Source organism: Pseudobacteroides cellulosolvens ATCC 35603 = DSM 2933, from assembly GCF_001262605.1.
In the GTDB taxonomy this organism is placed as follows: Bacteria; Bacillota; Clostridia; order Acetivibrionales; family DSM-2933; genus Pseudobacteroides; species Pseudobacteroides cellulosolvens.
This window is the reverse complement of sequence record NZ_LGTC01000001.1, coordinates 3,329,816-3,356,168: the sequence shown is the minus strand read 5'-3', so window position 1 is coordinate 3,356,168 and position 26,353 is coordinate 3,329,816. Positions and strand designations below refer to the sequence as shown.

General features: G+C 33.8%; 19 protein-coding genes, 2 pseudogenes and 1 riboswitch. Of the genes and pseudogenes, 16 read left to right on the top strand and 5 right to left on the bottom strand.

The genetic code is table 11. From position 1 onward, the window contains the following. Positions 1-220: 220 nt before the first annotated feature. The 3 genes from Bccel_RS13660 to Bccel_RS13650 form a co-directional block, all read right to left on the bottom strand. Positions 221-1,465, bottom strand: a complete 1,245-nt coding sequence (locus Bccel_RS13660) for a helix-turn-helix domain-containing protein (protein ID WP_050753445.1) — start codon at positions 1,463-1,465, stop codon at positions 221-223. Positions 1,466-1,540: 75 nt separating this feature from the next. Further along, positions 1,541-1,894, bottom strand: coding sequence for a hypothetical protein (locus Bccel_RS13655; RefSeq protein ID WP_160317718.1), 354 nt, complete (start codon positions 1,892-1,894; stop codon positions 1,541-1,543). A gap of 95 nt (positions 1,895-1,989) precedes the next feature. Next, positions 1,990-5,088, bottom strand: coding sequence for a Tn3 family transposase (locus Bccel_RS13650; protein WP_201781960.1), 3,099 nt, complete (start codon positions 5,086-5,088; stop codon positions 1,990-1,992). A gap of 144 nt (positions 5,089-5,232) precedes the next feature. After that, a riboswitch (Fluoride riboswitch) is annotated at positions 5,233-5,293 on the top strand. 73 nt (positions 5,294-5,366) lie between these two features. Here Bccel_RS13650 and Bccel_RS32350 point away from each other — a divergent pair. Beyond that, positions 5,367-6,635: pseudogene (locus tag Bccel_RS32350) on the top strand (voltage-gated chloride channel family protein); the annotation flags it as partial. Between the two features lie 854 nt (positions 6,636-7,489). Here Bccel_RS32350 and Bccel_RS13640 read toward each other — a convergent pair. Next, complete coding sequence (locus Bccel_RS13640) at positions 7,490-8,443, bottom strand: substrate-binding domain-containing protein (protein ID WP_036945652.1); 954 nt, start codon at positions 8,441-8,443, stop codon at positions 7,490-7,492. Positions 8,444-8,932: 489 nt separating this feature from the next. Between Bccel_RS13640 and modA the strand changes: the two genes are divergently transcribed. The 14 genes and pseudogenes from modA to Bccel_RS13570 all read left to right on the top strand — a co-directional run bounded on the left by modA (position 8,933) and on the right by Bccel_RS13570 (position 22,249). Next, positions 8,933-9,721: a molybdate ABC transporter substrate-binding protein gene (modA, locus tag Bccel_RS13635; protein ID WP_242857014.1), complete on the top strand. Its 789-nt coding sequence runs from the start codon at positions 8,933-8,935 to the stop codon at positions 9,719-9,721. Next, positions 9,714-10,385, top strand: a complete 672-nt coding sequence (gene modB, locus Bccel_RS13630) for a molybdate ABC transporter permease subunit (RefSeq protein WP_036945650.1) — start codon at positions 9,714-9,716, stop codon at positions 10,383-10,385. The genes modA and modB overlap by 8 nt, the downstream gene beginning before the upstream one ends. Before the next feature lie 7 nt (positions 10,386-10,392). Continuing rightward, positions 10,393-11,475: a sulfate/molybdate ABC transporter ATP-binding protein gene (locus Bccel_RS13625; RefSeq protein ID WP_036945649.1), complete on the top strand. Its 1,083-nt coding sequence runs from the start codon at positions 10,393-10,395 to the stop codon at positions 11,473-11,475. Positions 11,476-11,489: 14 nt separating this feature from the next. Continuing rightward, positions 11,490-12,296 carry a sulfite exporter TauE/SafE family protein gene (locus Bccel_RS13620; RefSeq protein ID WP_036945647.1) on the top strand — a complete coding sequence of 269 codons (807 nt, stop codon included), beginning with the start codon at positions 11,490-11,492 and terminating at the stop codon, positions 12,294-12,296. Between the two features lie 141 nt (positions 12,297-12,437). Continuing rightward, positions 12,438-13,043: a recombinase family protein gene (locus Bccel_RS13615; RefSeq protein WP_036945646.1), complete on the top strand. Its 606-nt coding sequence runs from the start codon at positions 12,438-12,440 to the stop codon at positions 13,041-13,043. Positions 13,044-13,047: 4 nt separating this feature from the next. Then, positions 13,048-16,065 (top strand): Tn3 family transposase, encoded by a 3,018-nt coding sequence (locus Bccel_RS13610; RefSeq protein WP_036945643.1) that lies wholly within the window; start codon positions 13,048-13,050, stop codon positions 16,063-16,065. Between the two features lie 432 nt (positions 16,066-16,497). Next, positions 16,498-16,851, top strand: a complete 354-nt coding sequence (gene tnpA / locus Bccel_RS13605) for an IS66 family insertion sequence element accessory protein TnpA (protein WP_050753040.1) — start codon at positions 16,498-16,500, stop codon at positions 16,849-16,851. After that, the gene (gene tnpB, locus Bccel_RS13600; RefSeq protein ID WP_050753039.1) at positions 16,848-17,201 is read left to right on the top strand and encodes an IS66 family insertion sequence element accessory protein TnpB; all 354 of its coding nucleotides are present in this window, start codon (positions 16,848-16,850) and stop codon (positions 17,199-17,201) included. The genes tnpA and tnpB overlap by 4 nt, the downstream gene beginning before the upstream one ends. 37 nt (positions 17,202-17,238) lie before the next feature. Next, positions 17,239-18,870: an IS66 family transposase gene (gene tnpC / locus Bccel_RS13595; protein WP_476748360.1), complete on the top strand. Its 1,632-nt coding sequence runs from the start codon at positions 17,239-17,241 to the stop codon at positions 18,868-18,870. Next, a complete protein-coding gene (locus Bccel_RS13590; RefSeq protein WP_036944604.1) occupies positions 18,867-19,142 on the top strand; it encodes a hypothetical protein in 276 nt (91 codons plus the stop codon). The genes tnpC and Bccel_RS13590 overlap by 4 nt, the downstream gene beginning before the upstream one ends. Positions 19,143-19,529: 387 nt before the next feature. Beyond that, positions 19,530-20,159: pseudogene (locus Bccel_RS13585) on the top strand (IS110 family transposase); the annotation flags it as partial. A gap of 247 nt (positions 20,160-20,406) precedes the next feature. Further along, complete coding sequence (locus Bccel_RS13580) at positions 20,407-20,796, top strand: hypothetical protein (protein ID WP_036944603.1); 390 nt, start codon at positions 20,407-20,409, stop codon at positions 20,794-20,796. 93 nt (positions 20,797-20,889) lie between these two features. Beyond that, positions 20,890-21,441, top strand: coding sequence for a hypothetical protein (locus tag Bccel_RS13575; protein WP_036944602.1), 552 nt, complete (start codon positions 20,890-20,892; stop codon positions 21,439-21,441). Between the two features lie 175 nt (positions 21,442-21,616). After that, positions 21,617-22,249, top strand: coding sequence for an SMI1/KNR4 family protein (locus Bccel_RS13570; RefSeq protein ID WP_036944601.1), 633 nt, complete (start codon positions 21,617-21,619; stop codon positions 22,247-22,249). A 612-nt stretch (positions 22,250-22,861) separates the two neighbouring features. Here Bccel_RS13570 and Bccel_RS13565 read toward each other — a convergent pair. After that, complete coding sequence (locus Bccel_RS13565; protein ID WP_036944600.1) at positions 22,862-23,824, bottom strand: hypothetical protein; 963 nt, start codon at positions 23,822-23,824, stop codon at positions 22,862-22,864. A gap of 425 nt (positions 23,825-24,249) precedes the next feature. On the opposite strand from Bccel_RS13565, the gene Bccel_RS13560 reads away from it, so the two are divergent. Beyond that, a complete protein-coding gene (locus Bccel_RS13560) occupies positions 24,250-26,154 on the top strand; it encodes a glycoside hydrolase family 9 protein (RefSeq protein WP_050753443.1) in 1,905 nt (634 codons plus the stop codon). Positions 26,155-26,353 lie beyond the last annotated feature (199 nt).

Sequence of the window (26,353 nt, the reverse complement as noted above, 5' to 3'; positions counted from 1 at the left end):
GCACAAGATAACCCCGACATTCGCACAGGATAACCCCGACATTCGCACAGGATAACCCCGAATTTATAATATTTTTCATGAAAATTTCATAAGCCTATACAATAGAAAACCCTGATTTTCTAAGGCTTTTCGGATATTTATACGCACAAGATAACCCCGACATTACAATTATCGGGGTCAAAATTTCGACAATTAAGTATATAAAAATCAATATTAATTCTTATGTAGTTATAGATTTTATCCATTCAATAATTTTTAATTTGTTATCTTCAGAAGGTATATCTCCTCTTTCAACTCTTGAAATAGTGCTTGCTGATATGCCTATTTCTTCAGATAACTGCAAAATAGTAAGCTTTTTTTCTTTTCTTAACCTTTTCAAATCAGAAAGTTCATTTATTTCTATAGGTTGACTAAAACTTTTTACTGGAAATTTCTTAATTTTTTCATACTGCAGAATTATCGCTTCAGGAGGCTCAATAAGTACTTTAGACGTTAACCAATCATCTACCCAGCCTTTTTTCAATTTTGAATCGTCAAAGTTTTCGTATTGCCATCCTCTTATTACATTGTCATTTTGAAGAGTATCTAGTGCTTTTTCGATCCTTTCTTTTGTTCTAGAAGGCATTCTATAGTACACATTTTCTTTTATGGCTTCCAGCAAAGTTTTTATAGTAAATGGTTTAAAGTAAGATACACTGCTTTGCCTATTACGCCACTGCCATGCAAAATACCTTGCCAGCCTCTTTTCTACTTTTTGCCTATATGGGTCATATTCCAAAGCTTTTTGAGATAACAAAGCTGTCTGTCTTCCATGTCCAAATAAAAAATTCGCAAAAACATCCCCAGGTCTTGCATTCCATACATATGCTTCCATATTATTATCATTATTGACTTTACCAAATCTGTATGATATGTATACTGCTTTACTTTCACCACGCCACTTGACTCTGCGTTTTTTCTGCCTTTCATCAACTTCGGTTACTTCCATTTCATGAACTTTGATCCATGTATTATCAAGAATGTTCATTTGGTTTGAGATAATTTTACGTTGCTCCTCTTCAAAGCCACCTCTTCTGCCATCTCCATTCTTCTTCGGCTGTATTCCTCTTAGACTAAGGAAATTATCTACAGAAAGTGTTACCATATCTGTAGGAGATGCACTTTTTTCAAGCCATACAGAAGTAAGTATGTCAAGAACATCTGCAGTAAGATCGTCCATAGACATAACATTACGTATCATATTATTCTGCCAATCAATCAACTGATCTTCACTCAATTCTACTGATGGCTTTATTTCAGCAATGGCTTTCAGCTTTTTACTGTCAGTAGTAAGGTCAGCAGTTAAATACTTTTCTCCTGCTTTAAAATCATTCGTTGCAAGAGCACTGCGAAATTGATGATATAAAGTCGAGTTGTCAGTCTCTATGTTATTGTCATTTTCTTCTGTACTTTTACGTTTTTTCATTATTTCACCTTTTTCAATGGTTTTATGGTCTATTATTTAATTATACCATTATTTATACAAAATTATATTTTAAATTTATTTTCTTATAAGCTCATCTACATTATACTCCATTGAAATGTTTATGTACTCACCGCCAAGATATTCCTCAACATCTTTTTCTACCCAGCCATCCGGTGGATTCGGATTAAAGAAGAAGGAGTCTTTCCTTTCAAGAAGCCTTATAGCATTGATCTTTGCCAGAGAAAGAAGAAACACCCTATCATTATCTACATAGATCCTTTCAGGTTCCTCATCTATTTCATAATCTTCATCATCTTCGGCAGCTGCAAAGTTGTCTTTTACTATACCTGTTCTGTTATCATACACAACAGCCTCTATATCATACATAAGTGCCTTCATGCTTTCTTTTCTGGCAACCTCAACCCTCATATTCCAATCAAGGTTTTCGTCCGGAGAGTCGTTGTATTGATTTCCTATTAGGGTATTTTTGCATATCCCCCCGAAAAGGATGAATAAGAAAATTATTAAATAGTTGGCCATTTAAAATTTACTAATTGCTGTACTATTTCTTCTATATTAATAGACTCATGTTTCTTATTGAACTCATATCTACCATATAGATTAATATGTTGCCATGCAATAGGTGAAATCAATTTCAACATGTCTGAATTTTGACCAGTACTTTCTTTATATGTCAGCATATTTGATAAAATACAGGCATTATAATAAATAATACAATTACATAGTAAACGGCTACAGCCACTCCATAATTGTTGCTCCTGTTCTGTTTTAAATCGAAGTTTTCCAAAATTAGCGTATGATACCGCTCTGCGTAATTTGTGATAACTCTCGCCACGATTTAAGGCCTTTTGTACATTTTGACGAAGTGGCAGAGAATCAATATAATCAAGGAAATATAAACTTTTTATAATATTATCATATTCCCACAAAGCCCCTTTAGTCTTGTTTTTACGTGCATAGTTACTGAGTTTTCCAATAATTATACTTTGAGTCGTTGACTTGAGTGCAAGGGACAATATAATACGCTTTATATTTTCCCATTCTTCTATAATTATTTCAGTGTTTATTTTTCTTACAGGCTTAATTGTTAAATCCCCATAATGACTGGGATGTTTAAATCCATATAAAGACTTGCTGACCCTGCCATAGATATCTTGATAGCGTGGTGCAAATTGGTAGCCAAAAAAGTTAAGAATGGCAAAATTTACTTCATTTGTTCCATGAGTGTCTGTTGAATGTACATCAGGATGAATAGATGTTGTGTTACTGGATAATATGTCATAAACATAATGGCTTTCATGTTCATTTGCTCCTATTACTTTGGCATTAATGGGAATATTATTAGCGACAAGGGTATAGTCTACTATACCTTTTCTAAGCCCAAAATATTTTGGGGAGTGACGAGAATTAATAGTGTTAATCCTCGTCTCAATTTTTTGTCCATCACTACTGGAATGTATAACTTCCCCGATATCATAGTGTTTAAAAATTGGCAAGTTAAATATAGCATTACTAATAATGTCATTGGCTTCATTTAAAGTTTCTAGTCTAACAAAATTATCTGAAGTAGCTGCTAAAGTTAAAAAGTCAATATCAGAAATCTCGCCCATCCTGCCCAATCCCATATTAGTGCCCCAGGCAATCAAACAAGCAATAAGAATTCGATCATCTTTAACCTGCTTGGAATATCGCCCCAAAACATGCTCGAAGACTTTAGTAAAGTTGCAATGTTGGTTTGTGAAATGCAAAATACTTCCAATATCAATCTGTTTCAATTCATCATAAAACTGATGATTTGTAAATTCTGAATCACGTGAGTATTTAAGAGTCCACCGACTACTTGTACCTCTTTTTTTTATTTGAAAATGTTCATTTTCTCCTGATGAAATACGTTTATTGACCTCTTTGATGCGGTTTTCAAGTTTCATTTCAAGTTCTTCCAAATGCTCTTGTATAGGTTTATTGAGAATATGTAGACCTAATTCATCTATTAGTTTTTCTTTCTGATGCCATTGCTGTTCATCAAGCAAATCATCCTCAAAGCTGCGAAATCTGATGCTGTCATCACAAAAAATATCACCTGCTTCCAAACTATTTCGTAAAAGACGATAAGCAAGAAATTCATATCGATCGGAGATAATCTTTTTCTGATCGGCATTTTGTTTATAGATATATCTCTTTAAGCCATCTGGTATAAATTGATCTGGCATCGTGTCTGATTGATATTGACCAAGAGGCTTACCCTTATTCGAAGCATTTTTAATAAAATCAATTACCTCAATAAGCGAATCATTTGGTAAAGGAGAAGCAAAATCAACTTTTAGAAGAATAGGTCGCAAATGTTGCTTAAACTGGCGAGATAAATTCTCTATATATTGCCATTGGTAAGCAGTTTCATCAAACTTTGTTGATTTTGAGATTTGGTCAGATATAGCCATAAGCTTCTGTGGATCAATAATAGAGAACGCTTTATTCTTTATTAAATGGAAAGGTGTATCATTTGCAATGCTATCATCAGTAAATATTTTTAATACTTGTCCAGCTTTTTTCATATTTTGATTGATTTCTAAGTGGTTTTCATATATTTGCTCTTTTGCTTTTAACTTGGATTCATCACTATAACGTCTGACATTATAAATGAGAGTATTTATGAGGTTATCATTCATCTGTTGATACCGATGATAAACAAAACACAATAAATAGATGTAAGATGTCCATTCATTAAGTTGTTTAAGTCTGTAAACAGAATAATAGCATACCAATGAAGCATAGTATTTAATACTTTCATTAGAAATAATTAATATAGGTAGCAATTTTTTTGCAAGTTGGTACAAATAGTGTATCTTTTCACCTCGGTTAATTTCGTTCCTGATTTCTTTTAAACTAAAATCTTTAGGCTCATGTTTAAGTTGAGTTATTTCATAAAGTCCTTCCGAATCTTCAAGCAGTTTACTTAAAGCTATAATATCATGAGGCTCAAGGTTGCTTTTCATAATTGTTATTAGCCTGGTTTGTTCATGGGTTATTGCTTGGCTTACCGTATCTTGCATAAAGCTGTATCCTGGAACTATTACATTTTGCTCTGATAAATAATGCATAATTTCACGGAATATAAAAATTGGTTTACCGCATACAGAAGCTGATTTTTGAGCTCTTATCTCCAGATGTTTTCGAATTTTAACATCACAGGTGCGATAGTTGAAACGTTCAATAATAAGGCGTTGTTGTTTCAATCTGGTGTTTTTATCAATAGAACTCATATCAACTATTTTTTTATTGTAAAAATATAGTTTTAAAATATATTTGACATCTTCCTCAACTTCATTAAGATCAAATGTAAAAAAGAGATGCTTTGCCTTAAAATACCCTAACTGTAAAATGAAATATACTTGTGATTTAGCAGAACGAAATAGCTCTAATAAATCCTTTTCTGGTTGTGACAGTGTAAAGTATGTAGTTCTTTCTTCAAAAGTAAAGCAAGGCCTACCATAAATATTTTCCAATTCTTCTTCGTTAAGTATCTTAAGTCTCTTATCTATGTTTCTTTGTATATTCATAATGGGGTATGGCAATGATTCGTGAATTTTACAGCCATAAGACATAATTTTCCTAATTGAGGTAGTGGGAGCATCCGTGCGACCAGCGCAAAGTATATGGGAATTATTACTTTCTTCTGCAATAATTTTAATTATTTTATTAAGTTGTTTCTGTTTACTTGAACTTTTCAGTATGATATAATTTTAACGAATTAAATAGGTGATGGAGTTCGCCATTAACTGCTACTATGCTAATGACTCCTACATAATTTACGAAATTGTATTTTATGTAGGAGTTTTTATTTTGAACTACTTTTAATTTCAAAGAAAGAAGGGTTTTATGTATGAAAAGTATTAAATTGTTGCATACTTTGAAAGATATATCAAAGTACATACTTATTGGAAGTATTATAGGTGTTTTGGTCGGAATTATTAATGCTGTTTTTCTCAAAAGCCTCGAATATGTCTCAGAAAGCAGGATACATTATCCTTGGATTATCTTTTTTCTTCCGCTTGCAGGTGTATTTGTAAGTTTTATTTATATTAAATTCGGTAAAAACTCTATCAAGGGAAATAATTTAATTCTTGAGAAAATCAATCAAGAAGACGTTACAGTTCCTCTAAGGATGGCACCTTTGGTTTTTATAGGAACGGTATTGACTCATTTATTTGGCGGTTCTGCAGGTAGAGAAGGTACAGGCGTTCAAATGGGCGGCAGCATTGCCAATTGGATTAGCCAAACACTAAAGCTAAATAAGCAAGATAGTAGAATTATATTAATGAATGGCGTAAGTAGCGGCTTTGCAGCTGTTTTTGGAACACCTTTAGCAGGTACAGTTTTTGGACTTGAGGTTGCAGTTTTAGGATTTATGAGCTATGAGGCTATCATTCCTTGTTTTATAGCGGCATATATCGGGAACGCTGTTACTGGGCTTCTAGGATTAAACCACAGTCATTATGCTATACAAAATTACATAGGTATAACCCCAATAAATTTCTTTAAAATTATTTTAGCAGCAATAGTTTTTGGATTGGTTAGTAGAACTTTTAGCAAATTAACTCACAAATTAAAAGATCTCTTTAATTCGAGTTTTGAAAATGCTATGGTAAAAAGTTTTATCGGGGGTATTATTATAATTGTACTGGTTTATGCTGTTGATTCCCGAGATTATATTGGGTTGAGTTTGCCATTGATAAAAGAATCAATAGGTGGGCATGTTTCTCCTTTTGCTTTCGCTTGGAAATTAATTTTTACTTCTATAACATTGGGAGCAGGCTTCCAAGGAGGTGAAGTAACCCCATTGTTTGTAATTGGGTCTACTCTCGGTAACTTTTTAGGGGATCTATTAAGTATTTCTCCATCTCATCTGGCAGCATTAGGGCTTATAGGTGTATTTGCTGGTGCAACAAACACTCCTATCGCATCTTTCATACTGGGGGTTGAATTGTTTGGGGGTACAGGGATTGAGTTCCTGTTTGCGACTTGTGCTGTAAGTTACTTCTTTTCAGGGCATACAGGCATCTATTCCTCTCAAAAAATCGGGAGAAGTAAATATTCTCTCAGAGATATTCCAACTAATATAACTTTGGGAAATTTATCGAGAAAGAAAAAAAGCCATGTTCTTAAAACAGATTTCAGGTTAACCGGTCAACTTCAATTTGGTAAATCTAGTGTTGAATTACCTGTAACACACGGATTAAATCTATTTAGAATTAAATCAAGTATGAAGGGATTAATTTTAAATCATCATTCATTTAATCCAGATGGAGCCAGTTGGAATTCTCCCCCACTTGCCGGCAAGGAAAAGCTTATAATTTCTCCGAATTGTGATGAAATCTATGCAGTTCAAGTAAACGAAGTGTATGGAAAACTTGATAAGGTCGTACTGGTGAACTCTAATCTTTTTTTAGATATTAAAGTGAACTGTACAATTGTTGAAAATTCTTCAGAAGAAATTACTAAAGTACCAACTATTAACGATGATGATCTTACTACTAAAAAGTTATCAGGTCAGTTCAAATGGGGTACTTCTTCTTTTGAGTTAGAAAGTAATATAGGTATTAATATATATAGAATTTGTGTTTTGGGGAATACCATAAGATTAAATCACAGTTCCTATAATGCTGATGGACATTTCTATTCCCTACCACCTCAAAACGGTCAAATTGCTCATAGAGATTTATCAGTTGGGACACATGTGGTTACTGTCGATATTGGTACATCATATGGAGAAAAGGACATTATAACGATTGTTAATGGTCACTTTTTTGAAGATATTGAAATACAATACAAAAAGATTAATGATGAGGAATTGGATGATTCAGAAGAAATGGATGATCTGGAAGAGATTGTGGATTAATGATTAATCATCAAAACATAGCTATATTTGAAAACAATTCGTATATGGCTATGTTTTACTTGTTTATATATCCACCAATTAGAAGATTTATTAAATAGGATTTTTTACTACGTTTCTGCTATAATTTTGCCAATATCATATAAATCATAGCCACCTATACCTAAAAGTTCCATCTTAAATTCTTCAGAACGTATTATTTCAAGTACTGCTTGAAACGGTGGTTTTTCAAAATCTTCTTTTTTTATAACAAGATCATATCTTTCTTTCTGTAATGGAATAAAATCAACACCCTGTACCTGTAAAGCTACCTTTTCATTACCAATTCCCAGATCAGCTCCTCCCCGAGCAACAGTGCTGGCAACAGCCAAGTGAGAAAGACATTCTCGACTATATCCTTTAATAGAGCTACCGAAATATTTCAAAAGTTTTAAGTGTTCATCTAACAATACCCTTGCACCAGAGCCTTTTTCTCTGTTTACTATGGTTATATCGGGCCTCTTTAGGTCTTCCCAAGTGTTAATATTTTTAGGGTTACTTTTTGCTACATAAAAACCTTGCATACGACAAGCAAGATGAATAATAACTGTGGGGATTCCCGGAAGTAAATGTTTTACAAACGGAATATTATATTGTCCTGTTTCGCTGTCCCAAAGATGTGTAGTAGCCATCTGAACGTTACCATGATATAAAGAATATAAACCATTGTAACTTCCTATATAAGCTCGCAATGCCTGAACTCCTTTAGGGTGGCATTCTAGATAACGTGATAAAATATCAAGAAGAATATCTTGTCCGCAAATAATAAAACCATCTCTGAAAGGTTTTATGTCATTATTTAATAGGTGCGAATTTGCTGATTGAGTGATATCATTAGTTAAATTGCTTTTTTGACTTTTACTTTTAGATTTATATTCTTCAACATCGTTTAGGTCTACCCGGACTTTCCTACCTATCCTATATGCGTTAAGTTCTCCACGTTTAATTAATTCATATACAGTATTTTTGGCTATTTTAAGGATATCAGCTACTTCTTGTGGTGTTAATGATGAACAATCTCTCATTTATCTCACTTCCTTAAACTGTTTCTCTATACTATAGCAATAATCAATCTGATATGCAATATTAAAGTCAAAATGCTTCATTAATAATCTTATGTATTTATATAGATACGCCTTTTAAATAGCGGTATATAACTATTATGAGTATAAAAATAATATTGTATGAAAATTCATTTAGTTATAAAATATGAAGCAAAATCAAACTTCTATTGCAAAATGACTTGATTTTACACTTGAAGGTGTTTATAATGAATACAACATGATAAAATCTAATATTGAATTGTGTTATGTCATGCCACGTTATTTCTTGCCATGTTTGCAATGAATATTGCATGTCTAGTTAGTAAGTCACTAACTTTAATTAAATTCATATAACTTATTAAAATCAAAAAATTGAAAAAAGGAGTTGGTCATATGTCAAAATGGTCTATTTCATTGATATTTTCTTCCTTATTTTCTTTAACTCTATTATTAAGTGGATGTGGCTCATCAGTGAATACAATAAATAATACTGACCCAACAAAAAATCAAACAAGTATAGTACAATCGGAAAAAAGCACAACCAACATAAAAGAAAATAGCAAAACAGAACTGACAGTTGCTGCTGCTGCTGATTTGGTAATAGCATTTAAAGAAATCGGAGATCTTTATGAAAAAAATACAAGTATTAAATTAAAGCAAATATTTTCTTCTTCAGGCACTGCAAGAGAACAGATTGAGAATGGTGCACCTTATGATGTATATGCCTCAGCAAATATTAAATTTGTGGACGATTTAATAGAGAAGGACAGGATAATTGCCGATACTAAAGAATTATATGCTATTGGGCGTGTTGGTGTTGCGATAAAGATCGGAAGCACATTACAAGTAAAAGAAGTTAGCGATTTGTTAAAGCCGGAATTTAAGAAAATTGCAATAGCAAACCCAGAACATGCACCTTATGGTTTGGCTGCAAAACAGGCTTTAGAATCATTGGGCTTATGGGAAAAACTAAAGGATAAAATGGTTTTTGGAAAGGATATTCAGGATACATTAACACTAATAAAATCAGGTAATGTAGAAGCTGGATTTATTTCTTTATCAGTTGTCAAAAAAGATGAAGTAACTTTTTTACTTATTGATGATAAGTTGCATAAACCGCTACAACAGGCTATAGCTGTTGTTAAAGGAACAAAGTCTGAGAAAGAGGCACGAATTTTTATTAAATTTGTTAATGGAGAGTATGGAAGGGAAATCATGAAAAAATATGGTTTCGTCCTTCCTGAAGAAATAAATGAATAATGTTAATCTCTTTCCACTGTTTTTATCGTTTCGTGTAGCGGTTACAGCAACATTTATCAGTATCCTTTTCGGTTTGCCTATAGCTTATTTTTTAAGTCGTAAACAAGGAAGAATATCAGATTTTATTGATACTTTGACAAACTTGCCTGTTGTATTACCTCCGACTGTACTTGGCTATTATTTACTCGTACTACTCGGTCGGCAATCCTGGATCGGTAAATTTCTCGAAGAGCAATTTGATATTATGATAGTATTTACCCCTATGGGAGCAATTATAGCTTCAACAGTTGTATCCATCCCATACTTGATAAAATCTTCAAAAACTGCCTTGACGGAAATAAACGAAGATTTTTTGAATGCTGCAAGACTATTAGGAAGAAACGAACTAAACATATTTTTAACTATTATGATCCCTATTGCCTGGCGAGGAATTATATCAGGAATAACTATGGCTTTCGTAAGGGCTTTGGGGGACTTTGGTACAACATTGATGGTGGCTGGAAGTATTCCAGATAAAACATTGACAATGCCAATTGCTATTTATGATGCATTACAGGCAGGAAATAAAGATATGGCAAATATGCTTGTACTTATAATGACAAGTGTTTCTATTGTTGTTTTGTATATTGTCAATCGATTGGAAAAGAAGATGAAAAAGGGGTGACACTAAAATGCTTGAAGTATCTATTAATAAAACAATGGGTAATTTTTCGTTGCACTCTTCATTTTCCAGCGATAGAGGAGTACTGGGAATACTCGGTTCATCGGGTTGTGGCAAAAGCTTGACCTTAAAGTGTATTGCAGGACTACATAGTCCCGATAAAGGAAAGATAAAACTTAATGGAAAGGAGTTATTTAATTCTGATGTAAAAGTAAATATACCTCCACGGAAAAGGAATATTGGTTACGTGTTTCAAAATTATGCACTATTCCCACATTTAACAGTATACAAAAACATTGCGTATGGGGTCAAACACTTAGATAAAAAAATACGTCATGATAAAGTTATTGAAATGATTGGAAAAATGCAGCTTTCCGGCTTTGAAAACCGTTATCCTTCACAATTATCGGGAGGGCAACAGCAAAGAGCTGCTCTCGCCAGGACATTGATAACCGATCCGGAATTACTGCTTTTAGACGAGCCTTTTTCTGCCCTTGACAGTCATATAAAGCATTTACTGGAAAAGGAATTATTAAGTGTAATTCGAAATAACTATCATGGGATTGTACTGCTTGTGACGCATAATATCGAAGAAGCGTACCGTCTGTGCGATAGAATTTTAATTTTTGATAAAGGTAGGTCTATACAAATCGGAAGTAAGGAAGAAATTATTCGTTCACCATCTACATTAACGGCTGCAAGGATAACAGGCTGTAAAAATTATTTTGATGTGGATATTATTGGCGAAGAAGATGGATGCTTTATTACAAAGTCTAAGGGGCTTATATTAAGAGCCAGTAAAACGGCGGCAGAAGTTCAATCGAAAATGGTGGCTGGTGTCCGAGCACATGATTTACATATATCCTCAAAATTTACGAATGAGTTGAATACATTTGAATGTGAAATTATTGAGAAAATCGAAGGAATTTTTTCTACATCAATAATAGTAAACTGCGAAGGCAACATTTTTCAGGTTGAAGTATCAAAACATAATTGTCCTCATTTAATGGGCTGTAAATGCAAAAAGCTCATGTTACATATACCAGAAGATAGAGTTTTCTTGGTAAAAGGTGATCAAAATGAACGGATTTAGGGGGAAATAACCTTATGGAAAAAAAGAAATCTATCATTATGTCTTTAGTAACTGGAACACCTATTGGGTGTTTAGGTGGATTAATCGGATTGGGTGGAGCGGAATTTAGATTGCCTGTTTTAGTCGGTATATTCAAAAAATCGACTCATAAATCGGTGGCTTTAAATTTGGCGGTTAGTTTGGTGACAGTCATATCCTCATTGGCTTTCAGGCTTCCAAATGCTAAAATGAATAATCTTTTACCCTTACTGACTGTAATCATTTCTCTAATATGTGGTTCAATGACAGGAGCATATACTGGTGCCCATTTTTCAAAACGAGTTACAGAAGCCTCCTTTAAGAAAGTTATCCTTGTATTGCTTGTTTTTATTGGACTGTTGCTGATTGTAGAAGGTTTTTATCCTATTGCGTCAAGTGAAGTTCAAAATTATTCTACTGCATTAACCGTTATTATCGGTGTACTATTTGGTCTTGTGATAGGTTTTATCAGCAGCCTATTAGGTGTTGCTGGAGGTGAGTTGATAATACCGACCTTGATAATTGTCTTTGGTGTTGATATAAAAATTGCAGGAACAGCTAGTTTATTAATTAGCTTACCGACTATAATTATAGGAATTATGAAACATGCATCCAATGGTGTATATTCAGTACGTGAGGATATTACACATTTAGTTATTCCAATGGGTATTAGCTCGGTTATAGGTTCTTTCATAGGAACTGTGTTGGTATCATATATTTCTGGCCCATTTTTAAAATTGTCACTTGGATGTATTTTAATTGCTTCGGCTGTGAAGTTGTTTTTAAAGAATTCGCAAAGGTAAACCTTTATGAATATAAAAATATTGTGATTTTTTCATTCGTAAACATTAACAAATTGATTTTTTGAATGTTCATAAAAATCATTGACCATTACGAATAATATTGATAAACTTTTAGTAAAAATACTATCAGGAGAGTTTAATTTGGGACGAAAATATGGATATATAAGGGTAAGTGATAAAGAACAAAATGAGGACAGACAAGTCATAGCAATGAAAGAAATTGGTATTGACGATGGTCTTATTTTTATTGAAAAACAGAGTGGTAAAGATTTTTCAAGGCCACAATATCAGTTATTAAAAAGGATTATGCAAAAAGGAGATATATTATATATAAAATCCCTTGATAGATTTGGGAGAAATAAACAACAAATACTAAATGAATGGCATGAACTAACTAAAGTTAAAGAAATTGAAATTGTTGTTTTAGATATGCCATTGCTTGATACAACTAAATTTAAAGACCTTAACGGACTAGAAACTTTAATTCAGGATATAGTACTGCAAGTGCTTAGTTGGCTTGCGGAAGATGAAAGAAAAAGGATACGTGAAAGACAACGTGAAGGAATTGATGCTGCAAAAATAAAAGGAAAGCACTTAGGCAGACCAAAGATTTGCTTTCCAGATAATTTTGAAAAGTTTTATAATGCATGGAAAAAAGGTAGTATTACAGCAACTCAATGCATGATCGAACTCAATTTAAAAAGGACATCCTTTTATAAACTAGTGAAACAATATGAAATGATGTGATAAAATGCCAAGTATAAGCGAGACCGCTTATCCCAGATATAAAAGCAACTTTACTCAGAAAGAATTAAATGACATATATACACCAACCCAGAATGAAATTGATTTTGCAATCAATGTAACAAGAGGAGATACAGCAAAATTATGTTTTATTGTCATGCTTAAAAGTTATCAAAGACTTGGATTTTTTATTCCTATCACAGAAATACCAGTACAAATTGTTCAACATATTGCAGAGACTATAGGTATGTCCATAATACCTGATATAAATAATTATGATAGATCTGGAACAAGACCACGACATATTCAAATACTGAGAGACTATTTTAAAACAAAACCATTTGATAAAGTTGCAAGACATATTGTTTCAAAAGCAATGAGGGAGGCAGCAAAAACAAAAGAAGAACTTGCTGACCTTATTAATGTTGCTATTGAAGAGTTAACAAGGAATTATTATGAACTACCTTCATTTAACACATTAGTTAGGTTATCCAGACGTATTCGCTCACTAGTTTATCGTTTCTACTTTAAAACTATTAATAACCGTTTAAATGAAGAAATAAAAAAGCAATATGATATTTTATTGGAAGTTGAACAACAAAAATCGTTTACATCTTGGAATTCTTTAAAAGATGATCCAGGAGCACCTACATTAAAAAGCATTAAAATAATGGTCAATTACCTCGCATGGATAAAAAAACAGAATATCGGTAAAGAAGCATTAGCAGATATCCCAATTATAAAGATAAAGCAGTTTGCATCTGAAGCACAAACTCTGAATGCAGCACAAATGAAGCAACTGGAACCAAATAAAAAATATGCCCTGATAGCAGCAATGCTTGCAGTTAAGAATACTAAAGCTTATGATGATATTGTCGAAATGTTTATAAAAAAGATGAATAGGATTAAAAATAATGCCAAAGAAGAACTTCAGAATTATAAGTTGGGTCAGTATTCAAAAATAGCAGACAAACTTGTTTTCAAGCTAAAAGAAGCGGTTTTAGTCTGTAAATCAGAAGGAACAAAAGAAGAAAAATATGATAAAATAGATTCCATTATAGCTGGAGAAAAAGCAGATGAGGTTATAAATGATTGTGATTCTCATATTGCGTACTCTGGTAATAATTATTACCCATTCATGTGGAAGCATTATAAAAGCAGTCGTTCGACCCTATTTAATATTTTAGAAAGCATTCCGTTAAAAACAACAAACCAAGATTCCTCTATTGAAGATGCAATAAGGTTTATAAAAAAATATAGAAGTTCAAAACTGGATTGGGTACCTACTATTGAAATAATAAATAAAGGAAAGGAAAACCAATCTCAGAGACAACTCCTTGATTTATCATGGATTCCAGATTTATTTTGGAAGATAATATCTGGCAGCAGTAATCGAAAAATATATCCTGAAAAAATTGACCGAAGACACTTTGAAGTATGTGTTTTCTATCAAGTAATGCTTGAACTTAAAGCCGGTGATTTATTTGTTCCGGGAAGTGATAATTATTCTGATTACCGAGAACAGCTTATTGATTGGGACGAATATAATAAGAATATTGATGACTATAGTAAACGGTTAAACATGAACTTTGAAGCGGATGCCTTTATAGACAATCTAAAGAATTGGCTTAATGAGATGATTACAAATACAGATCAGTCATTTCCCCAAAATGAGTATCTTAAAATTGTAAATGGCGAAGCAGTCTTAAGTAAGCCGGAGAAAAAGAAAAATCCTCAACAGCTTAAAAAGATTGAAGCATTGATTGCTGAAAGATTAGCTCCTGTTAACATCCTTGAAATTCTTATAGATACTGAATATTGGCTTAATTGGACACGGTACTTTAGTTCTGTCTCTGGCCACGAAACAAAACTCGAAGAGCCTGTAGAGAGATTCCTTGCAACAGTATTTTGTTATGGATGTGGTTTAGGACCTTCTCAAGCTTCTAAATCATTAAAAAAGCTTAATAGAAAGCAAATAGCATGGGTTAATCAACGATATTCTAATGAAGAAAAACTGGAAAAGATGATACGGCTTCTTATCGATGCATACAATAAATTTGCCTTACCAAAATTCTGGGGAAACACAAAAAATGCTGCTGCTGATGCTACAAAATGGGATCTTAATGATAATAATCTATTATCTGAGTATCATATTAGGTACGGTGGTTACGGAGCATTAGGTTATTATCTTGTAGCAACCAATTATATAGCATTATTTAGCCACTTCATCCCTTGCGGAGTTTGGGAAGGAGTTTATATTCTTGACATATTTTTCAATAGCAATAATGAAGATAATGAGGATATCCAACCTGACACAATTCATTCAGATACACAAGGACAAAATGAACCCATCTTTGGCTTATCCTATCTTTTAGGAATAAATCTTATGCCAAGGATAAGGAACTGGAAGGATTTGAAGCTTTACCGGGTTAACAAAGATGATAAATATGAGCATATAGACGAGTTGTTTTCTGAAGCAATTAATTGGGATTTAATAAAGACTCACCTTCCTGACATGCTAAGAGTCGCACTTTCTATAAAAGAAGGAAAAATAACACCATCAACCATTCTCCGTAAACTTGGTACATACAGTAAAAAGAATCGATTATATAAAGCATTTAGGGAGTTAGGATGTGCAATACGTACAGGTTTCTTAATGAGATATATAAATGATCCCGAGCTCCGAAGTACCATTCAGTCTGCTACCAATAAGAATGAAGCCTTTAATGGTTTTTCAAAATGGATATCGTTTGGAGGAACAATGACTGAGAATAACCGGGATGAACAACGAAAAATAATTAAGTACAATCATCTTATTGCAAATTGCATTATATTTTATAATGTTTTTAGTATAACAAAGATATTGCAGGAATTGATATCAGAAGGGTATGAGATTGATGAAGCTATTTTATCTTGCTTAAGTCCATATCCTACAGATCATATTAACAGGTTTGGACAATATGATTTTGATTTAAATAGAAAACCACCAAACCTTGAATATTCAGCACAAATAATTAAATCATAAGGCTGGCATTTGGTAAATTATGTCTTATGGCTGTAAAATTCACGAATCATTGCCATACCCCTATAAAAATTGGTACGGTTAGTAGAACAAAAACCTACCTTTAAATACTCAAAATTACAGTTTAGAACCATTTGAAAGGCATTATTTGGTTAATATACTACATAATGCCTTTTCCTTTTTCTTGTGATGTATAATTAAAACATATTCAACGTAATAAGTAAATTAGTGCATACACTAGCCCTCGGTATCCTTTTTCCTAAAAAAATAATTGGTTAATAAAGTTTAATATAGATATCTTTATCAAAATTAGGGTAAGCGTAAATTACATCATCACATAGTATAACAAGTACAAAGCTGATATAATCACGAATGATTAGGTTGAAAAAGTCTAAAAAGTAATGAAACTTTTTCAACCAGAAATGGAGTGATTGTATGAATACACAAAAAGTTGCAGAAGAATATCGATTATCACAATGGGCACAAGTAATTCAGGCACAACAGGAAAGTGGGCAAAGTATCAAGGATTTCTGTGAGTCTACAGGCATACGCAAAAACAAATACTTTTACTGGCAAAAGAAGTTACGAAGTGAGGCTTGCACTGAGCTTGCTAAGGCTGAAGAGTCAAGAAATATTGTGCCAAGCGGATGGATGCAGCTGGAATCTAAACAAATGCAAGACATAAAAGAATCTTTGGACATTGAAATTAATGGCTTTCATATAACTTTTACGTCCGAGACCAATACTGAACTTCTAAAAAAAGCTTGTTGTACACTGAGGTCGCTATGATAAGATGGAGTGATAAATCTGTATATCTATGTTGTGGTTATACCGATATGAGAAAATCCATTAACGGTATGACGATGCTGGTAAAGGAGAGTTTTTCCTTGGATCCTTTTGATGATGCACTATTTGTTTTTTGTAACAAAAGCAGAGACAGACTGAAGATCTTGGAATGGGACGGCGATGGATTTTGGTTGTACTTTAAGCGTCTGGAACGAGGGCGTTTTCGCTGGCCTGCTGAAGGAAATGACAAAACCATGATTCTTAATGCTAACGAATTGACCTGCCTAATTGATGGTGCCAGATTAGAAAAAAAGCTTAAGAGAAACGAAGTTTTTGAAAGACAAATAACTTAAAAATATTCTATTGAAATATGCCTAAGATCTTGGAATTATGCAGGTTTTATGGTATAATTATCTTATGAAAACAAAAGAAAATCCAGCAGAAAATTTCATCAAAATAATAAAAGAATTAAAGAAAGAGAACGAGCAACTAAAGCAGCAAAACCAGTGGCTGATGGAGCAGTTTCGTCTTTCAAAGCATAAGAAATATTGTGCATCCAGCGAACATAACTCTGTAGACCAGATTTGTCTTTTCAACGAAGCGGAAACGACTGGGGTTTTGACTATACCACAACCTGGTTTTACTGAGGTGAAGGCTTATCACCGCAAAAAAAGCCGCTTAATAACTGATAAACTTCCTGATGATTTACCTATAGAGATAATTGAACACGAATTGCCGAAAACAGAGCGTTTCTGTCCGGAATGCAGCAGTGAATTGCATGAAATGGGAAAAGAAACACGTGAAGAAATAAAGATTATTCCTGCCAAAGCAGTAATTATACGCCATGTACGATACGTTTATTCATGTCGGAAGTGTGAAAGTACCTCTGATCATGTACCGATTGTTAAGGCGGATATGCCTGAGCCTGTCATAAAAGGCGGATTTGCTTCGCCAGATACAATTGCCCATATTGCATCACAGAAATTCATGATGGCATCACCATTATACCGACAAGAGCAGGAGTGGAAGCAAAATGGAATCATGCTCTCACGCCAAACTATGTCTAATTGGCTCATCAAGGCTTCTGAGGACTGGTTGGAGCCGATATATCTGGCAATGAAACATAGATTGTGCAAACATGATGTGCTTCATGCAGATGAGAGTGCTCTACAGGTGCTAAAAGAACCGGGGAAAACGCCACACTCAAAGAGTTACATGTGGCTGTTCCGAACCAGTGGAGAGGCAAAGCACCAGATTGTGCTTTATGAATACCAACCAGACAGGAAGCATATACATCCAGAAAAATTTTTAAAAGATTTTTCTGGCTATATCCACGCAGATGGATACGAAGGGTATCATAAATTACCGGGAAACATTATGGTAGTTGGCTGCCTGGCTCATCTGCGGAGGAAGCTTTTTGATGCGTTGAAAATCTTGCCAAAGGACAAACAGCCTGGTTCAAATGCAGCCAAAGGAGTAGAATATTGTGACAAGCTGTTTCATCTCGAGAAGCAATTTGCTTCGTTGTCCCCAGAAAACAGGCATAAAGAGCGTGAAAGGCAGTCTAAACCTCTGATAAACGAATTTTTTAACTGGATGGAACAATTGAATGCATTACCAAATACACTACTTGGAAAAGCGGCATATTATGCAAAGAGCCAACGAAAGTATCTTGAAAGGTATCTGCTTGATGGCAGGTTGGAAATTTCAAACAACCGTGCAGAACGTAGTATAAAACCTTTTGTTATCGGGCGAAAAAATTGGCTTTTTTCCAATACACCTAACGGTGCGAAGGCAAGTGCAATTTATTATAGCCTGATCGTGACAGCAATCGAAAACGGCTTAAATCCATTTGAATATTTATCGTGGATTCTTACAAACGCCCCTAACCTTGGAAAATCGGGATATGTAACAAAAATTGAAGATTTATTGCCTGACAGCGATAAAATACCATCCAATGTGTTTGTACCAAAGCCAAAAGGAACAGCACCTGAAAAATATGCCTGGGAGGAAGACAAATGAACTACAAAAAGCACACATCATTTATGATTGATTTCATCTCTGATTTTGTAAATGGTGAAATAGACCGTTATTTTTTTGATTTGGATTATTCTGCTTATGTGATAGAGCATTTTCCTCATATGGAGCTTGAGGACGCCAGATTTGCAGACTGGTTTGCCCATACAATAGATCAGACATATGAGCGTGGAACTGATCTTGGTCTACCAGATGAAGAGTTTAGGGTTGAAATATCTAAGGCTCTGGATGAATGGCTTGGTAGGAAAAGATATTGATATTATTTAATTGAGATGCCTATATGTCTGCTTGTATTTGACGCTTACAAATTAGGAAAATAATCTTTAACAGATAAAATTTTATAGGGTAAATTGTCAGGTGGAGATTTTCCACTCCAGTAAACCTCACATGGAGTAAGATTTGTTGAAGGTCTTTTTAAATTGTGGTCCTCGATCGGTTTTAAAAGAAAGTGGTTTTTTACCCCACCTCTCAATGTTCCCCGGCTCGACTCAATATCCTTTGTAAATGCCAGTAAAAACTGGGGGTTCTCTCGTTTCAACATCTCGTTATTTCTAATCGGGCCTGCTGCCTTGCCGTACTTCTGCCACTTAGCAGGATATTCCCGAACCTCAAGACCGCAAACCCTAGCAGCTTTAAAGGGTGTTACACCAGAGGTACTTTTAGAGGAATTGAGGACAATACATAAAGGAATGAAGCAGGAACAAGCAGAAATGATATTGTCATTATCGGAGCAGAACAGCCCAAAGGAAAAGGATTTTCAATATGAAAGAGACTTGATTATTAAAAGCCTTGTAAGGGAAATACGGTTCAAAAAGCAGGAAAATGAGGACATTGACAACGAATTGGAAAGGCTTGTTGATTTGACAGGCTATAAATTGCAAACAATGCCCGGTATCAATTTAATTACTGCTTCTAACATTATTTCCGAAATCGGCAATGTTCAAAGGTTTCCGAATTCTGATAAATTGGCTCAGTTTTGTGGTGTGTGTCCTGTAAATTTCAGTTCGGCAGGAAAGGGCAAAGATCAAAGGAGCAGGCAGGGAAACAGGGTTTTAAATGCTATATTTCACTTTTTAGCTATTCAGTTGGTGCAAATATCACCATCAGGAAAGCCAAGGCATCCAGTTTTTAGAGAATATTTTGAAGGTAAAATTAAAGAAGGTAAAACGAAGCCCCAAGCCCTCGTTTGCGTATCTCGCAGGGCTGTTAGAATTATTTATGGAATGATGCGAACAAAGACGGAATACAAGCCGATTGAGAAGGTACAGGAATAAAGGAAATACAGGAATAAAGAGTATTTCAATTGTAAAAATGATATGGTAAAATATTAAAAAATAGCCTTAATTGATAGGGTTTATGTACTGTTTGTTTTTTGAGGGAGTTAAAAGCAAGCAGGAATAATATATAGTTGCTGACTTCAATAATGCGGGAGTTGGTGCTAATAGTACAGCTTTAGCAGATACAGTACCTATTCACTTTGGGGTAGACGCGGATGCAGCATTAGCAGCTGGTCGTGACAAAATGAAAAAATTTGCTGAACACCTTGCAGAGCAAAATTTAGAATTAAATCGTATGTCTTTATTTGAAACGGATGCACTAAAACTAAATTTATTAAATTATCGCAGTGCACCTAAAGCTACAATGGAAAAATTAGTTGATAAAGCTCGTAGAAAAGCAAATAAATTCCTTGGAGGAAAAAAAGGAGATAGACTTGATGCTGCTCATGCTCTTGATTCTGTCGCAGGTGGATATATAAATAAATTTATAGGATTACGTGATGGATGGGCTAATCAAATGGTAGGAGCACTATGGAAAAAAAGGCAAGGACTAATTCAACCAGGTAAAATTCATACCCTGGTTCCAGGGGTAAGTACAAAAAATGGTTTTAAAACTATTGATGAGTTTTTTTGACAATAGTAATAGTTGATTAAACTTTACATAATGCTATGAGGTGAATTCTCTCATAGCATTATGTAAAAACTTACATTTTAAGGAGGTGCAAATATGAAAAAGGTATTCTATATGAAGACTAGAAAACCTATACCTGAGGATAAAAAGAAAGTGAATATTGATAAAATTGGTGGCTTACCAACACATAAACCATTATCTTTTCCTAAATATCCATCAGGAAATGAAAAAGGATTTATTATGCAAATATACTGCGACCAAGAAAAGTTTCCGGATTTTATCGATAACAATATTCTTTGTTGGCACATATATGCAAATGTTAATGAGCATGGAGACTATGAAATTGTTGAAGTGCCTGTTGGAGCAGAAATAAATAATAATGAAGGTAAAGAAATAAGCAGGCTGGAAGAACGTATAATATATTATGAAATAGGAGAAGAACCTGATATCCTAAATTATGATGATGAAATTGACGACTATTTAACATCTAGAATTGGTGGTAGTATACCAGAAGATTACATTGAGTATGAAAAGGGATTTATTGGATGGATATATGAAAGTATATGTGATTATGAATTGAACATTGGGGGTCGTACAATGACATTAATGAAAAATAAAAGTGGAAATATAGAAATTGATTTTGAATAATGCATTAAATAATACAATCAATATCTGAGTTTTTAAACATGTTTGTGGACTTCAAAAATTGTATTTGGAACAGGCGGAAAGGTAATATTTGTAACCACTAAATCATCTGACCGGAGAGATCCAGTATTTATGGCAAGATCCTTTGCAAAGACATTACCTTAATCAGGAGGAAGTTATGAGCTTAAGGGATGATTTTAATTTTCCAAGTGCTTATCTTGAAATGAATGAGAGTGGATTTTTTAGTGGCTTTGATAGCAGTGATATGGGTAACATACACACAAAAAACTATGTATGGTTATATAATATGGAATGGCTTTCATATGATAAAATTAAAAATTATGGATATGATTATGAAAGTCGTGCTATTGTTCCATTTGCCTTTACAGGTGGAGGCGATTTATGGGCATGGTATTTAGATTATAAACCATATATGCCAGTTGTATTTTGCCCACATGACGACGATGAAGGTTCCTTTTATGCTCCATCATTTGAAGGTGCTTTATTTAGACAAATCTTAGAATTTGCATCTCATAGTAATTTTTATGTTGATGATGGAAAGTCGTGGCAAATGGATTTGGTAAGTGCAAGAGAACACCTTCTAAACTGGAAAAATAGGTTTGAAAAATGGTTTAAAAAAGAATGGATATCAGAAATAGAAAAAATTATTAGTTTAGATTTAAAGTATTACCAATACGCAAAGAGTGGTTATTATGTATTAATAACGCCTGAAGAATGTAACATTCTAACAAAAAGGCATCTAGATTTTGAGTTGCTTGATAAAAGTCTTATTTGGACAGATGAAGAATAAAATCAAAAACATTGAAATCTAGTAATCTAGCTATAGTTTCTGAGTTTCGTACCAATAAAGCCGGATACAGTGATGTCTCCGGCTTTATTAACAATCTACAGCATGGGACTATGTAGATAAGAAGGCTCCAGTGATAACAGATTTCTGTGAAGGGCTTGACGATGCAAGAAAGAGTGTTGCAACTGGAGTAGCTAGTATGGTTAACAGAATAAAATAATAAAATTTGTAACCCTTGTCACTAATTGGGCTTATAATATATTAAATAAGAATCAGTTGATTTTTATTTAGAACTGTGGTTATGGAAAAAAATAACCGCTTCGAATCACGGTGCGGCTGCTGAAATTTAAGATTAATATTGATTTTATATAGATGAAAAGCTACTAACTTTAATAACACTTTTCATACGGGCTAAACTGTTAGCTTGTCCCAAAGCTATAATTTCTCAATGTTATACTACTCATAAGTATTCACAGTCTTCTCATCAAATTTATTAACGGTTTTTTCGTCGTACATTGTTATCACTCCTTCTTTAGTATTATATATGGATTCATTTTCTTTAGTGTATGTCTTAAAGCAATATAATTATGATTTCACTTTTTAATAAAAGTATTCTTACTTTGGGTTTAGTGCGAATACAACTCCATCGCCTGGTAAAATCCAATCAGAATAGCCCAATTCCATTCCATTGCCAAGTTTTCTTTGAACCAGGTTGAACTTCTGATTTTCCATATATCCGAAACTAAAGCCTGATAATTTGTACGACTTATCCTCCATTATGAATATTATGTTGTACTCTTTACATGGTTTAGTCACGTAATTTGTAAAGTACAAATCATTTTTAGGAACTATCGTTTCGATCGTCATATCTATAACGCAGCAGTATTTAACAGCAATTCTGCAAACGGTATTTATTACTATACAATACTCATCGGTAGACTTATCGGAATTATCATTGGGCTTTATTTTCTTCTGTATGTATTTCGTTCTATCCCTTCTGTTAACCATAAATCTGCTTACTTTATAAAGAGAATTATTATCAATTCCATCCACTTTTTGCATTGATGCCTGAAATAATATCTTTTCAAAAGTGAGTCTTTTCGATGGATTAATAATTACCATTCTCTTATGTATTATTTTTTTAATATGGTTTCCATTTATTAGACATTCTATTCGTGCCTCATATTTCTTGTAATAACACTCATTAAGTAAAGATGAAACTCCCTTTACAAAAAAATTAAAAACATTATCCTTTTCATGCTGATTGTCCCTAAAATAAAGCTTTCTATCAAGCTTCTCCTTTATTTCCAGAATTTCTTCACGGGTCAAACGATCAAGATATCCGAATTTTACTAAATTTTCTGTTGATTCGAATCTCAGCTTAAAAATATTAATGAGGGTGGTTGTTATGAGTGCAAAGCCTATTCCCCTGAAGCTGTTCAGCATTGAGCTGATTAAAAAGTCTGAACTGGTCTGACCTTTGGTACCTATAATCAGTTCAAAGTATGAGGCTATAAATATTGATGCTATCCCCAATACTACACATATAAATGAAGCTGTTGTGATCCTTTTAACCATAATTATCTCCTTGCAGACATATATACCGAACTGTAAAAGTAGTTATATACAAAGCGAAAATATTATTCACTTTAAATCTATTATGTTAATTCAGAAATTATTCATAATATATAAAACCTTTTATTATACTTTGATTTAATAGGCAGGATTTGTATGATATAATCTATAGTAGGAAATGTTAACGAATACCTTATATCATATATTATAATTATCTATGCAGAATTTTTGATATACATTATCGAAATTTATACTCCATAAAACCTATTTAAGTTAAAAGATTAAACAATTTTAAACTAATTTCATCTTTATAAAATTGATAAATCTATTACATTTGTCTGTTGCAAATTCCATTGAACTATTTGTAATTTGCTTCACCAAATGTAGGATTATTATAAAATTTATATACGCAAGGGGGATTAATAAACATGAGAAAAATTTTGAGTTATTTACTGATGGTATCCATACTGACAAGCTTTTTTGTTCCATCTGCATCATTTGCAGCAGGCAGCTTTGATTATGCTACTGCATTTAAGGACTCTATTTTATTCTTTGATGCAAATAAGTGCGGTAAGGATGTGGGAGTTGACAATTTTTTCAGTGAATGGAGAGGTGCCTGCCACATAGAGGACGGTAAGGATGTAGGTGTGGACCTGACAGGTGGATTCCATGATGCAGGAGACCATGTTAAGTTTGGATTGCCGCAAGGGTATGCGGCTGCGATTCTTGGTTGGTCACTTTATGAATACAGAGATGTATTCGACTCTACAGGCAATACCAAAAAAATGCTTTCTACTCTAAAATATTTTACTGATTATTTCTTAAAAAGCCATCCTGATGCTACTACATTTTATTATCAGTGCGGAGAAGGGGAAGAGGACCATAAGTACTGGGATGCTCCTGAAAAGCAAACATATGACAGACCTACATATTATGTTGCAAATGCCAGTCATCCGGCCTCCGATGTACTTGGGATGACTTCAGCTGCACTTACAATAATGTACCTCAACTATCAGAGTATCGATTCTTCATACGCAGACAAATGCCTGAAGGCGGCAAAAGAGCTTTATGTTATGGGAACATCCAAACCTGGATATGGCAGTGGACAGTCATTTTATCAGTCAAACAGCTACTATGATGATCTGGCATATGCTGCAGCATGGCTTTACCAGATTACAAAGGATGAAAAATACCTTCAGGATTCTGAAACCTTTATAAAAAACAGAAATAAAAAGCAGGAAGATCCGCTTCAGCATAAATGGACAATGTGCTGGGATGATATGTATCTTGCAGTTTATGCAAAATTATCAGAGCTAACAGGAAACAAAACCTATAAGGATGCTGTGGAATACAATTTGAATTACTGGAAGACAGGTATCAAAACATCACCGGGAGGTATGAAATACCTTGATAACTGGGGTGCTTTAAGATATGCTTCAGCTGCTTCACTCTTAGCAATGCTCTATTATAAACAATCAAAGGATGAATCTCTTAAAACACTTGCCAAATCACAAATTGATTATATACTTGGTGACAATCCAGCAAAGATGTCCTATGTCATCGGGTTTGGCTCTAAATACCCTACCCATCCTCACCACAGAGCTGCCAACGGTTATACGTATGCAGGCGGCGAAAACTCAAATCCTGCAAAGCATTTGCTTACAGGTGCATTAGTTGGGGGACCGGATATGACGGACAAATATATTGATGATGTTAACCAATTTCAATACACAGAGGTGGCTATAGACTATAACGCAGGTTTCGTAGGTGCAATGGCAGCTGTTACTAAATACTTTGGAGGGCCAATAACATCAGCACCACCTACAACCACTGCTCCAACTCCAACTGCAAAGCCTACTATGGTAACTGGTTATACCATAGCGGGTTATATAGCATCTGATATGCCCAACAGTGAATCACAAACCAATTTTTTGGTTGAGGCTAAAGGTATTCAGAAGTATTCTCAGACAAAAGACAAAGGTTATTTTGAAATAATTGGCATACCCAATAGTGTTACCAGTTGTACATTGAGTATAACAAAGACAGGATATTTGGCTAGAGAAGTTAATGTTTTGGCTAAAGGTGGTATAACACAGATTTCTACACTTGAATCACCTATTTTAATGTGGGCCGGGGATATTCCTGTGGATGGCATTCAGGATGGTGCGATTAATATGAAAGATGTCATTGAAATAGGGAAGTGCTTTAATGCTACAAAGTCCGATTCAAAATACAATAGCTCCTGTGATTTGAATATGGATAACAGTATTAATATGTCTGATATTGTTATCATTGCAAAGCATTTCGGTAAAACAACAGCAGATTATAATTAAGGTATTATTAAATAATTAACTGATCAATGGGCCTATATGTTTTTAAACTAAAGTAAAATGGATTTTATAATGACTTCAATACGGAAAACCGGCTGTAATCAAACTATACAGCTGGTTTTTCGTAGCTTTTGGGAAATTTAATTGTTAATTATGAATGAACCCCATATAATAAATTCGTTATACGTATTATATTAAGTAT